The sequence below is a fragment of the Brevibacillus porteri genome (genome assembly GCF_003013475.1).
GTDB lineage: Bacteria > Bacillota > Bacilli > Brevibacillales > Brevibacillaceae > Brevibacillus > Brevibacillus porteri.
In genome coordinates this window covers 19,415-39,618 of the sequence record NZ_PXZO01000007.1, presented here as the reverse complement: position 1 = coordinate 39,618, position 20,204 = coordinate 19,415, and the positions used below count along the sequence as shown (strand labels likewise).

At 48.7% G+C, this 20,204-nt stretch carries 20 protein-coding genes; all 20 read left to right on the top strand.

Annotation, left to right across the window (positions count from 1 at the left end; translation table 11 throughout):
- Nucleotides 1-23 precede the first annotated feature (23 nt).
- Nucleotides 24-818, top strand: coding sequence for a patatin-like phospholipase family protein (locus C7R92_RS06090; RefSeq protein WP_106833563.1), 795 nt, complete (start codon nt 24-26; stop codon nt 816-818).
- Nucleotides 815-1,882 (top strand): SepM family pheromone-processing serine protease, encoded by a 1,068-nt coding sequence (locus C7R92_RS06085; RefSeq protein WP_106833562.1) that lies wholly within the window; start codon nt 815-817, stop codon nt 1,880-1,882. The genes C7R92_RS06090 and C7R92_RS06085 overlap by 4 nt, the downstream gene beginning before the upstream one ends.
- An 84-nt stretch (nt 1,883-1,966) precedes the next feature.
- Complete coding sequence (locus tag C7R92_RS06080; RefSeq protein WP_069849346.1) at nt 1,967-2,485, top strand: YceD family protein; 519 nt, start codon at nt 1,967-1,969, stop codon at nt 2,483-2,485.
- Between the two features lie 140 nt (nt 2,486-2,625).
- Nucleotides 2,626-2,796: a 50S ribosomal protein L32 gene (gene rpmF, locus C7R92_RS06075; protein ID WP_005834357.1), complete on the top strand. Its 171-nt coding sequence runs from the start codon at nt 2,626-2,628 to the stop codon at nt 2,794-2,796.
- Nucleotides 2,797-2,941: 145 nt separating this feature from the next.
- Complete coding sequence (locus tag C7R92_RS06070) at nt 2,942-3,703, top strand: DeoR/GlpR family DNA-binding transcription regulator (protein WP_106833561.1); 762 nt, start codon at nt 2,942-2,944, stop codon at nt 3,701-3,703.
- Between the two features lie 186 nt (nt 3,704-3,889).
- Nucleotides 3,890-4,669, top strand: coding sequence for an ABC transporter permease (locus C7R92_RS06065; protein ID WP_106833560.1), 780 nt, complete (start codon nt 3,890-3,892; stop codon nt 4,667-4,669).
- A 4-nt stretch (nt 4,670-4,673) separates the two neighbouring features.
- On the top strand, nt 4,674-5,462 hold the full coding sequence (locus tag C7R92_RS06060; protein WP_106833559.1) for an ABC transporter permease: 789 nt from the start codon (nt 4,674-4,676) through the stop codon (nt 5,460-5,462).
- Nucleotides 5,463-5,473: 11 nt separating this feature from the next.
- Nucleotides 5,474-6,442, top strand: coding sequence for an ABC transporter ATP-binding protein (locus C7R92_RS06055; protein ID WP_106833558.1), 969 nt, complete (start codon nt 5,474-5,476; stop codon nt 6,440-6,442).
- A 121-nt stretch (nt 6,443-6,563) separates the two neighbouring features.
- Complete coding sequence (fapR, locus tag C7R92_RS06050; RefSeq protein WP_412678981.1) at nt 6,564-7,160, top strand: transcription factor FapR; 597 nt, start codon at nt 6,564-6,566, stop codon at nt 7,158-7,160.
- A 13-nt stretch (nt 7,161-7,173) separates the two neighbouring features.
- The gene (gene plsX, locus C7R92_RS06045; RefSeq protein ID WP_017249375.1) at nt 7,174-8,181 is read left to right on the top strand and encodes a phosphate acyltransferase PlsX; all 1,008 of its coding nucleotides are present in this window, start codon (nt 7,174-7,176) and stop codon (nt 8,179-8,181) included.
- A gap of 5 nt (nt 8,182-8,186) precedes the next feature.
- Nucleotides 8,187-9,203, top strand: coding sequence for a beta-ketoacyl-ACP synthase III (locus C7R92_RS06040; protein WP_026043147.1), 1,017 nt, complete (start codon nt 8,187-8,189; stop codon nt 9,201-9,203).
- 2 nt (nt 9,204-9,205) lie between these two features.
- Nucleotides 9,206-10,156 (top strand): ACP S-malonyltransferase, encoded by a 951-nt coding sequence (gene fabD, locus C7R92_RS06035; RefSeq protein WP_106833557.1) that lies wholly within the window; start codon nt 9,206-9,208, stop codon nt 10,154-10,156.
- Complete coding sequence (gene fabG, locus C7R92_RS06030) at nt 10,150-10,890, top strand: 3-oxoacyl-[acyl-carrier-protein] reductase (RefSeq protein ID WP_017249372.1); 741 nt, start codon at nt 10,150-10,152, stop codon at nt 10,888-10,890. Before fabD ends, fabG begins: the two co-directional genes overlap by 7 nt.
- Before the next feature lie 85 nt (nt 10,891-10,975).
- Nucleotides 10,976-11,209: an acyl carrier protein gene (gene acpP, locus C7R92_RS06025; protein ID WP_005834336.1), complete on the top strand. Its 234-nt coding sequence runs from the start codon at nt 10,976-10,978 to the stop codon at nt 11,207-11,209.
- Nucleotides 11,210-11,345: 136 nt separating this feature from the next.
- On the top strand, nt 11,346-12,587 hold the full coding sequence (fabF, locus tag C7R92_RS06020; RefSeq protein WP_017249371.1) for a beta-ketoacyl-ACP synthase II: 1,242 nt from the start codon (nt 11,346-11,348) through the stop codon (nt 12,585-12,587).
- 54 nt (nt 12,588-12,641) lie between these two features.
- Nucleotides 12,642-13,328 carry a ribonuclease III gene (gene rnc, locus C7R92_RS06015; protein WP_232030391.1) on the top strand — a complete coding sequence of 229 codons (687 nt, stop codon included), beginning with the start codon at nt 12,642-12,644 and terminating at the stop codon, nt 13,326-13,328.
- A gap of 259 nt (nt 13,329-13,587) precedes the next feature.
- Nucleotides 13,588-17,160 carry a chromosome segregation protein SMC gene (smc, locus tag C7R92_RS06010; protein WP_106833555.1) on the top strand — a complete coding sequence of 1,191 codons (3,573 nt, stop codon included), beginning with the start codon at nt 13,588-13,590 and terminating at the stop codon, nt 17,158-17,160.
- Nucleotides 17,161-17,205: 45 nt separating this feature from the next.
- A complete protein-coding gene (gene ftsY / locus C7R92_RS06005; RefSeq protein WP_017249369.1) occupies nt 17,206-18,213 on the top strand; it encodes a signal recognition particle-docking protein FtsY in 1,008 nt (335 codons plus the stop codon).
- A gap of 142 nt (nt 18,214-18,355) precedes the next feature.
- Nucleotides 18,356-18,694 (top strand): putative DNA-binding protein, encoded by a 339-nt coding sequence (locus C7R92_RS06000; protein ID WP_017249368.1) that lies wholly within the window; start codon nt 18,356-18,358, stop codon nt 18,692-18,694.
- A gap of 10 nt (nt 18,695-18,704) precedes the next feature.
- Nucleotides 18,705-20,117, top strand: a complete 1,413-nt coding sequence (ffh, locus tag C7R92_RS05995; RefSeq protein ID WP_106833554.1) for a signal recognition particle protein — start codon at nt 18,705-18,707, stop codon at nt 20,115-20,117.
- Nucleotides 20,118-20,204 lie beyond the last annotated feature (87 nt).

Sequence of the window (20,204 nt, the reverse complement as noted above, 5' to 3'; positions counted from 1 at the left end):
TGGTTACAGGGAGGGGTTTTTCCATGCAGACAAAGCGTAAACCTATCGTGGGTGTAGCCCTAGGTTCTGGGGGCGCTCGCGGTTTTGCACATATTGGTGTGTTGAATGCGTTAGAAGCACATGGCATCCAGATTGACATGCTGGCTGGCTCCAGTATGGGCAGTCTGATTGGGGCTGTCTATGCCAACGGAATTGAACCGCACATGATGGGAAAGCTTGCCCTTAATTTAAAACGCAAGCATTGGCTCGATTTGACAGTACCCAGCATGGGCTTTGTTACAGGGGAGAAGATCAAGCAATTGATTCGCCTGCTAACGCACGGAAAGCGCTTGGAAGAGCTGAACAAGCCGCTTGCCATTGTGGCGACGGATATTGAATCAGGAGAACGAGTTGTATTTCGTGAAGGTCCAATTGATCAAGCAGTGAGGGCAAGCATATCCATTCCAGGCATCTTCGTACCTGAAAAGGTAGGGGGGCGGCTTTTAGTTGACGGAGGAGTTATTGATCGTGTGCCCGTAACGGTGCTGCGTGAAATGGGTGCTGATATCGTGATTGCGGTAGATGTCGCCCAATTCGATACCCGGATGGAGGTCAAAAGTATTTTTGATGTAATTGCCCAGACGATTGATGTGATGGAAAGGGAAATTCTGCGACATCGAATCATTGCGGCAGACATCGTAATCAGGCCGGATGTTGGACACTATAGCAGTATCGCGTACACGGGTGTCGAAGAAATTATCGAGTTAGGTGAACGTGCGGGTACTGACCATATCCAACGCATTCAGGAACTAATTGCAGATTGGGAGGCACAGGAATGAGTGAGGAACAGCTTTATGCCAATAGACGCAGATCTACAGGAACCAGGGGCTTTAGCTGGATACTTGCCTTGGTTTTTGTCTTGTTGGGTATTTCTTTTTTTGTACCGACGAATTATTACGTGAGTCGTCCGGGTTCAGCGATTGAGTTGGGGCCGATGATTCAAGTGGCAGGCGGCAAGAAAGACGAGACTGGTTCCTTCATGCTCACGACGGTCAGAATGGGCGAAGCGAATTTGCCGTGGTATTGGTATGCCAAAATGGCGCAGGATGTTGAGTTGATGCCCAAGGAGCTGGTTGTCAGCAAGGGCGAGAACAGCGAAGATTTTATCCGTAGAGAACAAGCGATCATGGACAATTCACAAAAAATTGCGGAGGCAGTCGCGTTCCGTCTAGCCGGTTTTGAAGTGAAAATCGAGAAGCAGGGTGTGTGGGTGATGGGTACTCTAGAAGGGTTCCCTGCCTATAAAGCATTGCAAATTGGTGATGTCATTACGTATGTTGACGGGGTTCGCACGTCTGAGGCAAAAGATTTGCTGACAGCCCTCTCTGCAAAAAAAGCAGGGGATCAAGTCGAAATTACGTACACAAGAGATGGACAAGAGGCCAAAACGATGTTAACCTTGGAACCACTACCTGAGTCCAAGTCAGTTGGAATTGGTGTGCGCCCTGACAACAAACAGGAAATCATCATACCGAAAGAAGTAACCATTGCCTCTCAAGGGATTGGTGGTCCTTCTGCGGGATTAATGATGACACTGGAGATTTATGACCAGTTAAATACGGAGACGGATTTGACAAAAGGCTATAAAATTGCAGGAACAGGCACGATTTCGTTAGACGGAAAAGTAGGCAGGATCGGTGGCATTAATCAAAAGGTAATCGCAGCGGACAAAGCGGGTGCAGAGATCTTCTTTGCTCCGCAGGATACGCCAGATACGAACTCCAATTACGAGGAGGCGTTAGCGACTGCCAAGCGGATTGGAACTTCAATGAAAGTGGTTCCAGTCAAGACGGTAGAAGAAGCGATTACGTACTTGAATGGACAAAAACCGAAATCTACCTGAGCAAACTAGCTGTCAAGCAAAAATGGTTGACAAAGCTTTGGGCAGGGTCTATAATCATCTTTGTTGTGCATGAGGTGAAATGCTATGAACATTAAGTTAGCAGAGTTAGAGCACCGAAAAGGAGAGCCGTTGCCATTCCAGGTAACTCTGGATGCAGATGAGCTGAAGAAGCGCCATCATGAGGTTCGCGGGATTACTCCTGTGAATGCGAGTGGTGAAGCCGTACAGCTGGGCAATCTCTATTACGTAAAAGGAAGCATGAAGGCAGATGTGAATTTTGTCTGCGCGAGATGTTTGAATCCTTTTGTCGATCAGGCAACAGTAGATTTCTCTGAGACATTTGCGCTTGCGGATGATCCGATCCTGCAAGATGACGAGGACAGCGATATCCTTCCTCTGGAAGGCGATGAAATCGAGCTGGACTCGCTGCTGCAAGAGGATTTCTTACTGGCAATGCCGACCTTCCCGCTTTGCGAGGAGGATTGCAAAGGTCTGTGCCCGACTTGCGGTGTGAACCGTAATGAAAAGGCATGCAGCTGCAAGAATGAGCGTGTTGACCCGCGATTGGCTGGGTTGGCTGACTTTTTCAAAGACAGCAAATAAGTATTCTTACTGTATTCAAGATGATTCGCCGACCATTCGTGGCAGCGTCTCATTTTTGAAGGATGGCATAAGCATTTTGCCTATACTGTCCACCCAATAGAGCTTCTTAGCATTTGTCACTTGAAGGAGGTGTAAGGAAGATGGCAGTACCTCAACGGAGAACTTCCAAAACCCGTAAAAGAATGCGTCGTACGCACTTCAAATTAGAGATTCCAGGCATGATCAAATGCGATAATTGCAGCGAATACAAGCTTGCGCATCGTGTTTGCCCAAGCTGCGGTCACTACAAAGGCGTGAAAGTAGCGAAGTAATATTCGCTGCTAAGAAAGCAAGGTGAGAAATCGCCTTGCTTTTTTTGTTTCTTTCTATTGCTTATGATTACTTACAAACACTTATTATCGCTTGCGTAAATCACTTAAATCACTTATAATGAAGGCAGGATGGGGTTGAGGCTTCGTGTTTCAAGAGGAGAGGCTCGCTGCAATTCTTGCGTATTTGCAGGAGCACCAGCGAATCAGTGTGCAAGAGGTAGTTGAGCAGTTTGGGGTTTCCCGTGACACAGCGAGGCGTGACATCGTCAAGCTGGAGGAGCAGGGTCAAATCCTGCGAACTAGGGGAGGAGCAGTATTGCCCAGCCTCAACAAAAAGAACTACTCCCATCAGGAACGAATGCAGCTTGATTTGACAGGAAAGCGCAGTATTGCAGCAGCAGCGGCCCGTCTGATCAAAGATGGAGATTATTTGCTGCTCGATGCTTCCACAACCGTTCAGCTCACAGTGGAATCCTTGCAGACTCGCGATCATGTCATCATCACGAATTCATTAGCGACTGCCTCCAGTATGTCCCGAAAAGAAGGCGTTCTTGTCAAGCTTTTGGGCGGAGACGTACATGCAGAGGATCAATGTGTCCTCGGTACTCGCGTGATTCAAAACCTTGCTGATTTTCATGTCGACAAAGTACTGGTTGGTGCATGCGGTCTTACAAAGGAAGGGCTCATGTCTACGCAGGAAGATCACGGCTTTCTGATCAAAGAAATGATCAAGCGCGCCGATCAAGTGATCATCCTCACTGACCATACCAAGTTTGGAAAAAGCATGCTGTATCGTGTTGCCGGTTTTGAACAGATCGATATTATCGTGACCGATAAGCTGCCTGAAAAGGAAATGGTTGAAGCTTTGCACGCTAACGATGTAGAGGTGATTGTAGCTTCCACATGAAGCTATTGATCCATAAAAAAGAGGATAAGTTCTATTTGGCTGGCGTGAATGGGTGACCAGCGTGACAGCAAATGGATTTATCGAAAGAGAGTCCTTCAAATGGGAAGGGCTCTTTCTTTTTTTTCTTGCATTTGTATACGGCCCCTGCTATTCTAGTAATCCTGACTTTTCCAAGAGGAGGGTTCTATGGTCTATTGGCGGATTATTCGCAAGAGCTATCGTCGAAATCTTCAGTATCGTTTATCGCATGTCATCAACAATGTCGCAAGCTCGATTTTTGGGCTTGTTTTTATTGCCATTTGGACGGGTGTCCTTTCTGGAAAACAAGTATATGGCCCATATGATGTCAAAACGATGGGGTATTACATTGCGATTTGCCAGAGTGTTCTCTGGATGACAACCTTTATGTCGCCGGGTCTGAACGTCCAAATAGCGGTAAGAAGCGGGGCTGTCAGCCTGGATATGATCAAGCCTGTTCATTATCTTTGGTACATGCTCAGTCAGGAGTTTGGACGACTTTTGTACAACGCTTGCTACCGAAGTGTTCCGATCGGCTTGCTGCTAGGATTAGCGGTAGGCTTCTTTTTTCCCTCCGATCCGTTCACTTACTTCTGGTTTATCCTCTCGCTACTGCTAGGAACTTACGTAGGTATGTTGCTCTTTTATCTCGCGGGCATTTCCTCCTTCTGGACGACAGAAATACGCTGGGTACACCTAATCCTTTTGTCATTGATCTTTGGGTTAGGTGGACAAATGATTCCAATAGACTTGATGCCTGGGATGATTGGAGAGGTAGCACCTTATTTGCCCTTTTCCGCGATGATTTATTATCCAGTCATGACCTTGCTAGAGCTTGCTCCTCCTTATGGCATGCTCGTACAAGCTGGTTGGGCGCTCGTTTTAACGGCAGTTGCTTTATTGGTGACGAACATAGCAAGAAGAAAGCTAGAAATTCAAGGAGGATAACGATATGTTTGCCCTCTATCGCAAACTGATTGCGGCCAGCATTCGCTCGCAAATGCAATACAAGATAAATTTTGTCACAAGCGCTGCCACGACCGGAATGATTATGGTGCTTGATTTTATTATTCTCTCTGCGATTTTGTACCGATTTCACGATGTGGTCGGGTGGAATATATACGAGGTTGGGATGCTTTACGGGATTTCCTCGGCATCTGTCTCCTTGTATCGACTGTTTGCCCCGGAAATCAACGACTTTGAGAAGTACATCGTGCAAGGAGAGCTCGATCAATTGCTCATCCGACCTGTTTCACCTTTGCTTCTGCTATTGACACGCAATCTTGATTTGTCGAGAGTGGGAGGAGTGGTGCAAGGGATGTCTGTTTTGGTCGTCTCATTGTCGGGACTTGCGGCGGAAGGGAAATCGATCATGGGGTTGGTGTTATTCTCACCGATTGCCATTTTGTCTGGCGGAGTCATCTATTTCTCCATTGGACTTGCTACGGCTGGGGTCGCTTTTTGGACGCATCAGATGAAAGACATGCTGACCTTTACCATTTATGCGCCAGCTAATGCTTCCAATTATCCGATCGGGCTATATCCAAACTGGCTCAAATGGCTGTTTTTCTCAGCGATTCCGATCGCATATATGAATTATTTGCCAATGTTGACGCTGTTGGGCAAAGGGGGCGCATGGTTTTATCCGATACTCACCCCGGTAGCTGCAGCGATTGCTTTTTATTTCGCTCGTATGCTGTGGAATGTCGGGATTCGACACTACCATAGTACAGGGAGCTGAGGAGGGGTAATATGATTGAAGCAAAGCACATCGAAAAATCATTTTTCCTGACAAAAGCGAAAGAGGGGCGCTTTGCTTCTCTACGAACACTCTTTTCTCGTGAACAAAGGGAGGTCAAAGCCGTCCACGATATCTCTTTTTCCATTGACAGAGGCGAGTTCGTTGGATATATCGGGCCGAATGGCGCAGGAAAATCGACGACAATCAAAATGCTCGCAGGAATTCTTCATCCCAGTCAGGGGGAAATACGAATTGGCGGATATAGTCCGCAGCGGGAACGAATTCAAGTAGCCTCACAAATCGGTGTGGTGTTCGGGCAGCGAACACAGCTGTGGTGGGATTTGCCAGTCAGAGATTCCTTCGAAATTTTGCAAGCGATGTACAAAATTAACGACAAGGCATATCGGCGATCGATGGAGGCGTATCAGGAACTGCTGGATCTCCATGAATTCCTGGATACGCCAGTGCGTAAGCTGTCATTGGGTCAGAGGATGAGAGCTGATTTAGCGGCGGCACTGCTGCATGATCCTCCTGTCCTGTTTTTAGACGAGCCTACGATTGGGTTGGATGTGGTCGCGAAGACTCGCATCAGAGCGTTTTTGAAAGAAGTGAATCAGACCCAGAAGAAGACGATTCTATTGACGACGCATGATATGGACGATATTGAGCAACTCTGCAACCGGATCATCGTGATCAATCATGGCAAAAAGATGATGGATACGAGCTTGGTCGATTTGCGACGGCAGATAGGGCTGCCAAGCCTCATTCGAATCGAATTTCGACAACCACCCGAAAAGCTTTACGACCTAGAGGGAATCAAGCGGATGGAGCTAGCAGAGAATGTCCTTTCGATTTACTTCGACAAAGGAAAAATTTCTTCCCCGCGAATCCTTGCCGAAGTAGCGGGCTGGGGTGAGCCGCTGGATATTCAGATGAAAGAACCGGGGATTGAGGAGATCATTCGGCTCATTTATCGTTAGGGACGGCTACCTAATTTCGCGAAGGATACTTGTAATTCCACATCTTCTCCCTTATACTGTGTTTTGGTACCAGGTATTAAAAACAGATCGCAATCATACATAGTACAATTGAATCCTGCTTATGGGGGTGTTCGGCATCGCCCGCTTGCCAAAAAAAGATCGCCAGTCCCGCTTGGTGCAGTATCTGGCGGATAATCCATTTGCGACGGACGAAGATCTGGCTGAGTTATTTCATGTCAGTATTCAAACCATACGTTTAGACCGTCTGGAATTAGGAATACCTGAGCTGCGTGAACGTATCAAGACAGTCGCAGAGAAAAGTCTTGATCCTGTAAAATCATTGGGTGTCGATGAAATCATCGGTGAAATTGTTGATCTACAGCTCGATTCACAGGCCATTTCCGTATTGGAAATCAAAGAAGAACACGTTTTTTCGAAAACACAAATTGCCAGAGGGCATTATATATTTGCTCAGGCCAACTCATTGGCAGTAGCAGTAATTAACGCAGACGTAGCGTTGACAGCTACGGCGAGAATCCGTTTTGTGCGTCCTGTACGAATAGGGGAAAAGCTGGTGGCCAAAGCAGTGGTAAGAAGCCGAGACGGCGACGAATGCAAGGTGCGCGTAGAGACAAAGGTCCAAGGTGAATTGGTCTTTACCGCAACCTTCCGTGTAGTTGAAATGTCGAGCTACCATAACAGCATGGATGAGGAGTAAGGAGGAGTCACGGTTGCGAATTGCAGTGGATGCGATGGGCGGCGATCACGCACCGAAGAGTACCGTATTAGGGGCGCTTGCTGCCATCAAGGAAAACCCAGCCATTACAGTTGTATTGGTGGGAGATGAACAGGCTATTCGGAACCACTTGCCGCAGGATATTCCGGCAAACATCGAGATCGTTCCTGCAGCGGAAGTGATTTTGCCAGATGATGAACCGGTTCGAGCTGTTCGGCGTAAGAAAAATTCTTCGCTGGTCGTAGCTGTTGAGATGGCGCGCGAGAAAAAAGTCGACGCGATGATCTCGGCTGGGAATACGGGCGCTTTAATGACAGCAGGCTTGCTGTACGCTGGTCGCATGGATGGAATCGAGCGCCCTGCGCTTTGTGCCTATATCCCGAATACAAAAGGCCGAGTAACACTGACGCTAGACGTCGGAGCCAATATGGATGCCAAGCCACATCAGCTTGTACAATACGCGGTGATGGGGAGCTTGTATGCTGAAAAAGTGTTGGGCTTCGAACGGCCGACAGTAGGCTTGCTGAATGTCGGGACGGAAGAAGGAAAAGGGAACGAATTAACGAAAGCTGTTTTTCCTCTCCTTCAAGAAGCTGACTTGAACTTTGTAGGAAATGTGGAAGCGCGCGATGTTATGCAAGGAGCCTGTGATGTGCTCGTATGCGACGGCTTTGTAGGAAATGTTTTGTTAAAGGCCGTAGAGGGTGCTGCCTCCACAATCTTTTCGCAGTTGAAGCAGGAGTTTACTTCCAGCCTGATTAATAAGCTAGGAGCGGCCATTCTGAAACCTGGATTGGTTCGCTTTAAAAAGAAAATGGATTATGCGGAATACGGTGGTGCTCCCTTGCTGGGATTGAAATCCCCTGTGATCAAGGCCCACGGTTCCTCAAATGAACGTGCGATGAAAAACGCGATTGTTAGTGCTACGCGATTTATTCAGCAGGACGTGAACGAGGTTATCCAGCAATCATTACAGAAAAATACTTTGGGAGAAAGCGAGTGAGGCAGATGAGTGCAAAGCGTTCAGTAGGAATTTTGTCTACAGGGTCTTATACCCCGGAGCGGGTGTTGACGAACTTTGATCTGGAGAAAATGGTGGAAACCTCTGATGAGTGGATTGTTTCCCGAACTGGCATCAGAGAACGCCGCATTAGCTCACCGGAGCAAGCTTCCTCCGACTTGGCTTACGAGGCTGCCAAAGAAGCGCTCGAAAAAGCAAACATCAGCGCGGAACAGTTGGATATGATCATTGTCGCTACCGTAACGCCTGACATGTCGTTCCCGTCTACTGCTTGCTTGCTGCAAGAAAAGCTGGGTGCTACACGTGCGGCTGCTATGGATCTTTCCGCGGCTTGCACAGGCTTTTTGTATGGAATTACGACAGCGACTCAGTTCATCGAAAACGGTTTGTATAAAAAAGTGTTGGTCGTAGGCGTTGAGACCTTGTCCAAAATTACGAATTACAAAGATCGAAATACATGTGTGTTGTTCGGAGACGGCGCAGGTGCAGCTGTTATCGGTGAAGTTACTGAGGGCTACGGCTTCCAGTCCTTTGAGCTCGGCGCAGATGGATCAGGCGGATCTCTCTTGTGCATACCAGCAGGCGGTTCCAGAACACCTGCATCTACTGAGTCTGTCGAACAAGGACTGCATTATCTCTACATGGCAGGCGGAGAAGTTTTCAAATTCGCCGTTCGCGTCATGAATTCTGCAACAGAGGCTGTCTTGTCCAAAGCGGGCGTATCGAAGGATGAGATCGACCTGTTGGTGCCGCATCAGGCAAACAAACGCATCATCGACTCTGCTGTACAGCGTTTCGGTCTGTCTGAGGATAAAGTTGCGATCAACCTGGATCGTTATGGAAACATGTCCTCTGCCTCCATTCCAGTAGCGTTGGATGAAGCAGTAAAGGCTGGTCGCGTAAAAGAAGGCGATAACCTGATTCTGGTTGGGTTTGGTGGCGGCTTGACTTGGGGAGCGACGCTCTTGAAGTGGTGCACGACTCCGGCAGAAGGGAGCAAGTAGGAATGGGAAAAGTAGCCTTTGTTTTTCCGGGGCAAGGTTCGCAATTTGTAGGAATGGGGCAAGCGCTCTCCGAACAATCGGAAGCTGCCCATCACATATTTGAGCAGGCTGATGAAGCGCTCGGCTTTTCCTTGTCGGGACTGTGTTTTGCAGGACCAGAAGAGGAATTGAAGCTGACAGCAAACACACAGCCAGCTATTTTGACAGCCAGCATCGCTGTTATGGCAGCATTGAACGAAAAGTTGCCTGACTATAAGCCGGCGTTTGTAGCGGGTCACAGCTTGGGTGAGTATTCTGCTCTGGTTGCAGCTGGGGCCTTGTCCTTTGCAGATGCAGTTAAAACAGTGCGAGCTCGTGGGCAGTTCATGGAAGAGGCAGTGCCAGCGGGACAAGGCGCAATGGCCGCTGTCTTGAACATGGATCGCGCGGCACTGCATGCGGTTTGCGAAGAAGTAACAGCATCTGGACATCCTGTTCAATTAGCGAACATGAACTGCCCGGGGCAAATTGTCATCTCTGGTTCTGCTGAAGGTGTGAAACTGGCCGGTGAAAAAGCGAAGGAAGCGGGCGCAAAGCGTGTCCTTCCGTTGAATGTAAGCGGTCCGTTCCACTCGAGCTTGATGCAGCCCGCAGCAGATAAACTGCAAGCAGTTTTGGCTGGAGTTACGGTACAAGAAGCGACTGTGCCTGTTGTGGCAAACGTAACGGCTAGACCAGTGTCTGAGGCTACTATTATTGTAGATCAATTAGTTCAACAAGTTTCCGCCCCAGTTTTGTGGGAGGACTCTGTACAATGGATGGTCGAAGCAGGCGTGACAACCTTTGTAGAGATCGGTCCAGGAAAAGTTTTGGCCGGCTTGATCAAGAAAATCGCACCAGCGGATGCGACGATTATCTCTGTACAGGATATGGATTCGCTTACTGAGCTATTGAACGGAGGGGTACTATGCTAACAGGAAAAACAGCACTGGTCACAGGGGCTTCCCGTGGCATTGGGCGTGCGATTGCATTGAAGCTAGCAGAAGCTGGTGCTAATGTGGTTGTCAATTACGCAGGTAGTGAAGCGGCAGCGAGCGAGACTGTTGCGCTTATTAAAGAAATGGGCCGCGATGCCATCATGATTCGCGCGAACGTTTCTTCTACAGAAGATGTCAACGACATGTTCAAAGCTGCTTTGGATCATTTTGGTGTGATCGATATTCTCGTGAACAATGCGGGTATTACTCGCGATAACCTGATCATGCGCATGAAAGAAGACGAGTGGGACGATGTCATTGCAACGAATTTAAAGGGTGTATTCAACTGCGTAAAGGCAGCGACCCGCCCAATGATGAAGCAGCGTTCAGGCAAAATCATCAACATCACCTCTGTGGTAGGTGTTTTGGGGAACGCAGGACAAGCAAACTACGTGGCGGCAAAAGCTGGGGTTATTGGCTTGACGAAGACGGCTGCTCGCGAGCTGGCTAGCCGTAACATCACGGTGAATGCTGTTGCACCAGGATTTATCGATACAGAAATGACTGCTGTATTGCCTGAGGATGTCAAAGCAGGACTCACAAGCCAAATTCCGCTTGCCCGCTTGGGACAAACTGATGATATCGCAGCTGTGGTGCTGTTCCTGGCATCCGATGCGGCCAACTACATGACAGGGCAGACCCTGCATGTAGACGGCGGAATGTACATGTAATTAGAAAACCTCAATCGAGCGTTTTTACGAAAACTGGTTTTTTGAAAGCTCATCCACTATAATACGGGAGAGGGGGTGAAGCAAGATGGCAGATACTTTGGAGCGTGTAAAGAAAATCATCGTCGATCGTCTGGGTGTAGATGAGTCCAAAATTACTTTGGAAGCTTCTTTCAAAGAAGACCTGGGCGCTGACTCCCTGGATGTGGTTGAACTCGTAATGGAACTCGAAGATGAGTTTGATTTAGAGATTTCCGACGAAGATGCTGAAAAGATCACTTCTGTTGGTGAGGTTGTTAAATACATAGAATCTCACAAGTAGTTGGATCTGTTGGAAGTCCCGTACCATACGGGACTTCTCCTTCAATAGCCACCTGTACATAATCCAAATAAATACATGTTTTGCATGCAGTGAATGTGAGAAGCTGACTGCTGACTTTCATATAGAGGTGATTGCAATGAAACGCAGAGTGGTGATTACTGGCGTTGGTGTCGTTTCTCCAGTAGGGAATGACGCGCAGACTTTCTGGAACAGCTTACTGGAAGGAAAATCAGGCATTGACCGTGTGGCTGCCTTTGACGCTTCTGATTATCCAACACAAATTGCAGGCGAAGTGAAAAACTTCGATCCTGAGCAGTATATGGACAAGAAAGATATCCGACGTACAGACCGATTCGTTCAGTTTGGATTAGCTGCTGCCAAAATGGCTGTAGAAGATGCAAAACTGGAGATCACGCCAGAAAATGCGGAACGAGTGGGTGTATACATCGGGTCCGGAATCGGTGGTCTGACAACATGGGAAGAACAGCATTCCGTATTGTTGGAAAAAGGACCGCGTCGCGTGAGTCCGTTCTTCATTCCGATGCTGATTGCAAACATGGCGTCTGGTGCAGTATCCATTCAATACGGTGCAAAAGGACCAACTTCCAGCGCGATTACTGCTTGTGCGACAGGTACCAATGCGATCGGTGATGCACTGCGTCTGATCCAGTTCGATCACGCCGATGTTATGATCGCAGGTGGAGCAGAAGCAACGGTGCGTCCAATGGCATTTGCAGGCTTTTGCTCAGCGAAAGCGATGTCCACCAGAAACGATGAGCCACAGAAAGCAAGCCGTCCGTTTGACCAAGATCGCGATGGCTTCGTAATGGGCGAAGGTGCTGGTGTTCTGATCCTGGAAGAGCTTGAGCATGCGAAAAAACGTGGAGCAACGATCATCGCGGAAGTCATTGGCTACGGGATGAGTGCAGATGCTCATCATATTACTTCTCCATCTCCTGGTGGCGAAGGGGCAGCGCGTTGCATGGCAAGCGCACTGAAAGACGCTGGCGTTGACCCAACAGAAGTTCAATATATTAATGCACATGGTACTTCTACTGACCAAGGAGATATCGCAGAAACACAAGCGATCAAGAGTGTGTTTGGCGAGCACGCATACAAACTGGCTGTCAGCTCGACCAAATCGATGACAGGCCATCTGTTGGGTGCTACTGGTGGTGTCGAGGCCATCGCGACGGCATATGCGCTGCGTGATCAAGTACTGCCTCCAACAATCAACTTGGAAAACCCGGATCCAGAATGTGATCTGGACTATGTTCCGAACCATGCGCGCAAGGCGACCGTCAATGTGGCTGTTTCCAATACATTTGGATTCGGCGGTCACAACGCAACGGTAATCCTGAAGCGATACGAAGCATAAATGAGCCCTGCTGATAGAAAAAGTAGGCAGTCTCCTGGAATGGTGGTGAGGGTGATGAATTTTGCACAGCTGCAAGAAATGATAGGCTTTCGCTTTCGCGATGAAAGTGTTTTGCGGCAGGCATTCACCCATTCTTCCTACGTGAACGAGCAACGCGGCAAACGAATATCAGACAATGAGCGGCTAGAGTTTTTGGGGGATGCTGTGTTGGAGTTGACTGTCTCCCAGTTTTTGTATAAAACTTTTCCGAAGATGAGCGAAGGGGAAATGACGAAGCTGCGTGCAGCCATTGTCTGTGAACCTTCTCTCGTCAAGTTTGCTGAACTGTTGAATTTTGGCGATCTCGTATTGCTGGGAAAAGGGGAAGAGCTGACAGGTGGACGTCAGCGACCAGCCTTGCTAGCGGACGTTTTTGAGGCGTTTGTAGGTGCGCTTTACTTGGATCAGGGGTTGGACGCAGTCTTTTCATTTATGGAAAAATACGTGTACCCGCGCATCGACAAAGGAGAGTTTGCCCAGGTAACCGACTTCAAGAGCCAGTTGCAGGAATTTGTTCAACAAGACAATCTGGGAGACATCCATTACCGAATTGTAGAAGAAAAAGGACCAGCTCATAATCGAGAATTCGTATCTGAGGTGCTTTTGAACAATCGTTCGCTTGGCATCGGCTCTGGCCGCTCCAAAAAAGAAGCGGAACAGCAAGCTGCTGCACGAGCATTGGTCAAGCTGGGGGATAAATAATCACTCGTCAGCGAGAAGGGCTGCATCATCTGCTACAAGATGGTGCAGCTTTTTTCTTTCGGGTGGGAAACATAGGGAAAATACTGCGAGATGACCGCTATCTATGTTACACTTACCTACAGATGACCATGTAGGCTCGTAGTAGGTAGCTCCTGTTCGATGCAGGGGCTTCTTTTCGGGTACCATCCGAACCTTGCATGTTTTCAATCTGTCAGTTTGGCAGGCAGTCTTGGATGGTTTCTTAAGGAGGACCGTACGTATGTATTTGAAACGCCTGGAGCTGGCTGGATTCAAATCCTTTGCCGATCGCACGGAATTGGAATTTGTACCAGGGGTAACAGCCGTAGTGGGACCGAATGGAAGTGGGAAAAGTAACGTATCTGATTCGATCCGCTGGGTGCTGGGGGAACAGAGCGCGAAGTCGTTGCGTGGAGCGAAAATGGAAGACATTATTTTCGCGGGTAGCGACAAGCGCAAGCCAGTGAATTTCGCAGAAGTGACACTCACCTTGGACAATACAGATCGTTCGCTCGATGTGGAATATTCGGAGGTATCCGTTACCCGCAGAGTGTATCGTTCTGGTGACAGTGAGTACTACATAAACAACAGATCCTGCCGTCTAAAAGACATCATGGAGCTGTTTATGGATACCGGGCTGGGTAAAGAAGCGTATTCCATTATCGGTCAAGGAAAAATTGAGGAAATCCTCAGTACCAAGTCCGAGGATCGCCGTGGAATATTTGAAGAAGCAGCCGGAATCGTCAAATACAAAACACGTAAGCGCGAGGCTGAGAAAAAGCTCGATGACACCGAGCAAAATCTGGTGCGTATTCACGATATCGTCAGTGAAATTACGGAGCAGATCGGACCTTTGCAGGAGCAGGCAGAAATAGCCAAGACGTACAAGGAGCTTCATCGCCAGTTGGTTGAGCATGAAGTAGCTCTTTACGTGCAGCAAATTGAAGCAGCTCATACGAAGTGGGAAGCAGCGACAGGACGCGTAGAGGAACTCAAGAATCTGTTAATCGGACAAACGACCGAAGCATCCAAGCAAGAAGCTGATTTGGAGCAAGCGCGTTTTCATGTCACCCAAATCGACCAATCCATCGAAGAGCTGCAACAAGTACTTTTGACAGTCAGTGAAGAGACCGAGAAAGTCGAAGGACAACGTGAGGTATTGCGGGAGCGTATGCGCAATCTCAATGCCAATCGTCAGCAGACGATGGAGCAGATGCATCGGATTACCGAGAAGCAGCACGGTCTTGAGGCAGAATTGGCTGAAGAACAAGAGCGGGCCAAGGAAGCGGATCGCCGAATGACCGAAGCCCACGCTTCGCTACAAGAAGCAGAAGGTCAATTTTTTTCCATGGTGCAATCACTGACAGATGATGTCGAGCGTTTGAAGAGCGATTACTTCGAAAAGCTCAACGAAATGGCGAATCTGCGCAACGAAAATCGTCATCAAGAGCAGCTTCTCAAGACAAGCGAGGCCAGAGTCGAACGTCAATTGTCTGGAAAAAAACAGCTCGATGAAGAAGAAGAGCAGCGACTAGCTCAGTTGAGCCAGCTCCAAGATCAGTTGGAGAAGATCGTTTCTACCATTCAAGAAACGGGTGTCAGATACAAAGAGCTGGTTGAGGGTATGCGCGAAGGACAAGCCCGCCTTGAAACAGCCCGTCGAGAGCTGCGCCACTGGGAACAAAAGCGGGAAGCGGCGAAGTCTCGTTTTGACCTGTTAAAAGAAATGCAGTCGGAGTTCGCAGGGTTTCAGCAAGGCGTAAAAGAAATTTTGAAAGCACGCGAGCGTGGCTTTAAAGGAATTCATGGAGCGGTGGCTGAGCTCGTTGTCGTGCCACAGCAATACGAGACGGCGATGGAAGTAGCATTGGGTGGCGCACTGCAAAACGTCGTCGTGGACGACGAAGCATCTGGTCGTGCAGCCATTGCTCACTTGAAGCAGCACAATGCGGGTAGGGCGACATTTCTACCGCTCGATGTCATCCGTCCTCGCACCTTGCAGGCAAGCGATAAGCGCCAGCTGGAGGCGGAGAGTGGAGTCGTCGGAATCGCGAGTGAGCTCGTGACCTTTGAGGAAGCGTATAGACCTATCCTCGAAAGTTTATTGGGCAACGTCATTATTACGGAAAAGCTGGAGCAAGCAAACCGTGTGGCCCGTACGCTTGGCTACCGCTATCGCGTCGTGACGCTGGAAGGCGATATCGTGAATGCTGGCGGTTCTATGACAGGGGGGGCCTTGAAAAAGAACAGCACGAACCTGCTTGGACGCAACCGTCAATCAGAAGAGCTGGAAGCGCAGCTAGTAGAAATCGACCAGGCAATTTCTGGGCATACTACCCTTATGGAGCAGTTGACGAAGGAACTGGCGCAAATGCAGCAGGAGCAAGAAGCTCTGCGTACAGAAGGCGAAAGTCTGAGAGTGAAAGAACAAGAAGTAAAAGGACTCTTGCAGCAAAAAGAATCGGAAGGCAGATCCTTGGGCGAGCGAGCAAAGCTTGTTGAACAAGATATAGAAGGCTATCGCCGCGAGATGGAAGAAGCCAAACGAAAGCAAGAGCAGCTGCAAGCCTCTTTGGCTGCCATGGAGGAAGAGGAAAAAGAGCTCGGTGCGCAGATCGCAGAAGCAGAGGCGAAACGTCAAGAGCAGCTCGAATCCAAAGAAGAAATGAATCAAAAAATAACAAGTCTCAAAGTACTGAATGCGCAGGTCAAGCAAGAGTATCAATCGCGCTTGGAGCAAACAGAACGTTTGCTGGAGCAAAAAAGCCAATTGCAGCGCGAATGGGAAGAACAAAACGCGAACTTGGCATCTCTTGATGAGCTGGAGCGTACGAACGAATCGTCCGGGCTTGAGCTGGATCAGCGCATTAGTGAATTGCGTCAGGATAAAGACCGTGTAGCTGGCTTGATTCAAGAGCGGCGAAGTGAGAGGGCGACTCTCTTTTACAAACAGGAGCAAGTGGAACAGCAGGTGAAGGAAATCCGCCGCGAGGTTAAATCGCTCGAGGAAAAGCTTCATCAGGAAGAAGTAAAAGTCAACCGCAACGAGGTAGAGCTGGATCATCTGTTGAATAAACTCTCCGAAGAATACGAAATGAGCTACGACCTGGCAAAGCAAAAATATCCGGCACGTGGCGAGATTCAGGAAGAGACACAAGTGGTCAATCGTCTCAAAAAGCAGATTGGGGCACTTGGCACTGTGAATCTTGGCGCGATTGAGGAATATGAGCGCTTATCCGAGCGTCAGCAGTTCTTAAGCTCGCAGGAAGCTGATTTGAATGAAGCAAAAGACATGCTCTATCAAGTGATCCAAGAAATGAACGCAGAGATGTCGCGCCGCTTCAAAGATACATTTGATGCGATTTCAGAGCAGTTCCGCGACGTGTTTGTCCAACTGTTTGGCGGAGGACGCGCAGATCTTGTACTCTCTAACCCAGATAATCTGCTTGAGACGGGTATCGATATCGTGGCGCAGCCACCTGGCAAGAAGCTGCAAAATCTTGCACTCTTATCCGGGGGCGAACGTGCTTTGACTGCGATGGCCTTGCTATTTGCCATCCTGCGTGTGAAGCCAGTGCCATTCTGTGTATTGGATGAGGTAGAAGCCGCGCTGGATGAGGCAAACGTTAACCGTTTCGCCGAGTACATGCACCATTTTAGCAACCAGACGCAGTTTATTTGCGTCACACACAGAAAAGGCACAATGGAGAGCGCAGACGTGCTATACGGTATCACGATGCAAGAGGGCGGCGTGTCCAAACTCGTCTCCGTGAAGCTGGAGGACAGTGACAAGTTTATCGAATCAGCCTCTTAAACGGATTTTCCATTCAATTGATACTACCCGCAAAGGAAGATGAACATGAGTTTTTTCAAGCGCCTTCGTGATGCTATTGTCCAAAAATCCGAAGAGGTCACCCAGAAGTTTACGGATGGTTTGGCTAAAACGAGAGACCTGCTAGTAGAAAAAGTAGAGGATCTGGTACGTCGCTACAAAAAGATCGACGATGACTTTTTCGATGAATTAGAGGAAATTTTGATTACGTCCGATGTGGGCGTCAATACCGTAATGGAGCTCATTGACGACCTGCGGACAGAAGTGCGCAAGCAAAAAATCGAGAATGCGATCGACCTGCAGCCCATTCTCTCAGAAAAACTGGTTGCCCTTTTGAAAAATGATGCTGCTGCGGATACGTCTCTGAACGTAGAGGACGGTCGTCTGAATGTCATTTTGTTCGTAGGGGTAAACGGAGTAGGGAAAACGACCACGATCGGTAAAATGGCTCATATGTTCAAGCAGCAAAATAAAAAAGTGCTGCTGGCAGCAGGTGACACGTTCCGTGCAGCAGCGATTGAACAGCTGGAGGTTTGGGGAGAGCGTGTAGGCGTTGACGTAATCAAGCAGCAGCAAGGCTCTGATCCGGCTGCTGTGATCTACGATGCGATTCAGGCAGCGAAATCCCGCCAAGTCGATGTGCTGTTGTGCGATACCGCAGGCCGCTTGCAAAACAAAGTCAATCTCATGGAAGAGTTGGCGAAGGTACACCGCGTATTACAACGCGAATTGCCAGGAGCTCCACATGAGGTCTTGCTAGTATTGGACGCTACGACTGGGCAAAATGCGCTTTCGCAGGCGAAAACCTTTGGACAGTCTGCTGGTGTAACAGGTTTAGTCCTGACCAAGCTGGATGGCACAGCAAAGGGTGGTATCGTCATTGCGATTCGCAACGAGCTGAACATTCCAGTGAAATACGTTGGCTTGGGTGAAAGAATGGATGACTTGCAGCAGTTTGATCCCGAGCAATTTGTTCATGCACTTTTTGCTGGATTGATTCAAAAAGATGAAACAGAAGAGCAGGAAAACGCGTAAAACATAGTGTTTCGAAGATAAAAAAATGATGTCAATAAAAAACCTTGACACTAGGTGTGGAATTAGGTACTATAATCTACGTGCTGTAAAGAAAAAGTCTTTACAGTTTGAAACGAGTACCTCATAGCAAAGGATTGGTTTCATGTTAGAAAAGACCAATCAAGTCAATCTCTTGTTTGACTTTTACGCGCCGCTACTCAAGGGCAAGCAGCAAGAATATCTTGAGCTGTATTATCTGGACGATTTATCGCTCGGAGAAATTGCCGAGATGCATGAGGTCAGCCGCCAAGCTGTTTATGATCATATTAAGCGGGCGGAGAAGCAACTGTTCGAATACGATCAGAAGCTTCGCCTCGCTGAGCGTCATGAAAAGCGCATGGACGTGTTGAATCGCATGAATGAACTTGTAAATGAGCTTTCGGAGAGCGAGACAAGAGACGAGCTGAACACTTTGCTCCACCAACTGTCAGAGATGGATTAGGAGGGCTCGCATGGCGTTTGAGAGCTTAGCCAATCGGCTGCAAAACGCGTTTGACAAACTGCGCGGCAGAGGAAAAATAGACGAGACCATCGTGAATGAAGCGATGCGTGAAGTTCGTCTGGCCCTGTTGGAAGCAGACGTTAACTTTAAAGTAGTAAAAGACTTCGTTGCTCGTGTCAAGGAGCGCGCAGTCGGTCAGGAAGTCATGAAAAGCCTGACACCTGGTCAAATGGTGATCAAGATCGTGAATGAAGAACTGGTCGCCCTGATGGGTGGTAACGTTGCTCAGCTCACGATGGCGCACCGCCCGCCGACCGTCATCATGATGGCAGGTCTGCAAGGGGCAGGTAAAACGACCACAACCGGTAAGCTGGCCAAGTACTTGCAAAAGCAAAACCGCAAGCCGCTTCTGGTAGCGGGAGACATTTACCGTCCTGCTGCGATTAAGCAACTTCAGGTTTTAGGGGAGCAGCTCAATGTTCCCGTCTTCACTCTCGGTGATCAAGTCAGTCCTGTCGATATCGCTCGCCAAGCGATTGAACACGCGAAGACGAATCATCTCGACGTAGTCCTCATCGATACCGCAGGTCGCCTGCATATTGACGAAGCGCTGATGGACGAGTTGAAGCAGATTCGCGAGGTAACCAAGCCCGATGAGATTTTGCTCGTCGTGGACGCGATGACAGGTCAAGATGCCGTCAACGTAGCAGAGAGCTTTAACAGCCAGCTCGAACTGACTGGTGTGGTTCTCACGAAGCTCGACGGTGATACCCGAGGCGGTGCGGCACTGTCCGTCAAAGCTGTCACTGGCAAGCCGATCAAATTCGCGGCGATGGGTGAAAAGCTGGATGCGCTCGAACCGTTCCATCCGGATCGTATGGCTTCCCGTATTTTGGGTATGGGGGACGTACTCAGCCTGATTGAAAAAGCACAGGCATCCGTAGATGAAGACAAAGCACGCGATATGGAACGCCAAATGCGTCAAGGTGAGTTTACCTTCGACATGTTCCTGGATTCCATGCAGCAGCTTCGCAACCTGGGTCCTTTTGAAGACATTCTCGGCATGCTGCCAGGAATGAACAAGATGAAGGGCAAAATGAACGTGGATGAGAAGCAGATAGCCCGCGTTGAAGCGATCGCCAAATCCATGACCAAACAAGAGCGCGCTAATCCTGATTTATTGAATGCCAACCGTCGCAAGCGCATCGCAAGCGGAAGTGGAACGAGCATTCAAGAAGTCAATCGCTTCCTCAAGCAGTTCGAGGAAATGAAAAAGATGATGAAGCAATTCTCAGGCGCTGCTGACAAGATGGTCAAGAAGTCGAAGAAAAAAGGCTTCGGATTACCTTTCATGGGAAAAGGCGGAGGCAACAACCAGGGCGGGATGAACTTCCCCTTTAACTTCAAACCACCGTTCAAGTAAGTAGGCATGATCTCTCGCGACACTGACTTGTCAGCTGGCCGCGATGGTTCAGATATAGTAGCACCAACGCAGATGCTCTTCTAGCGT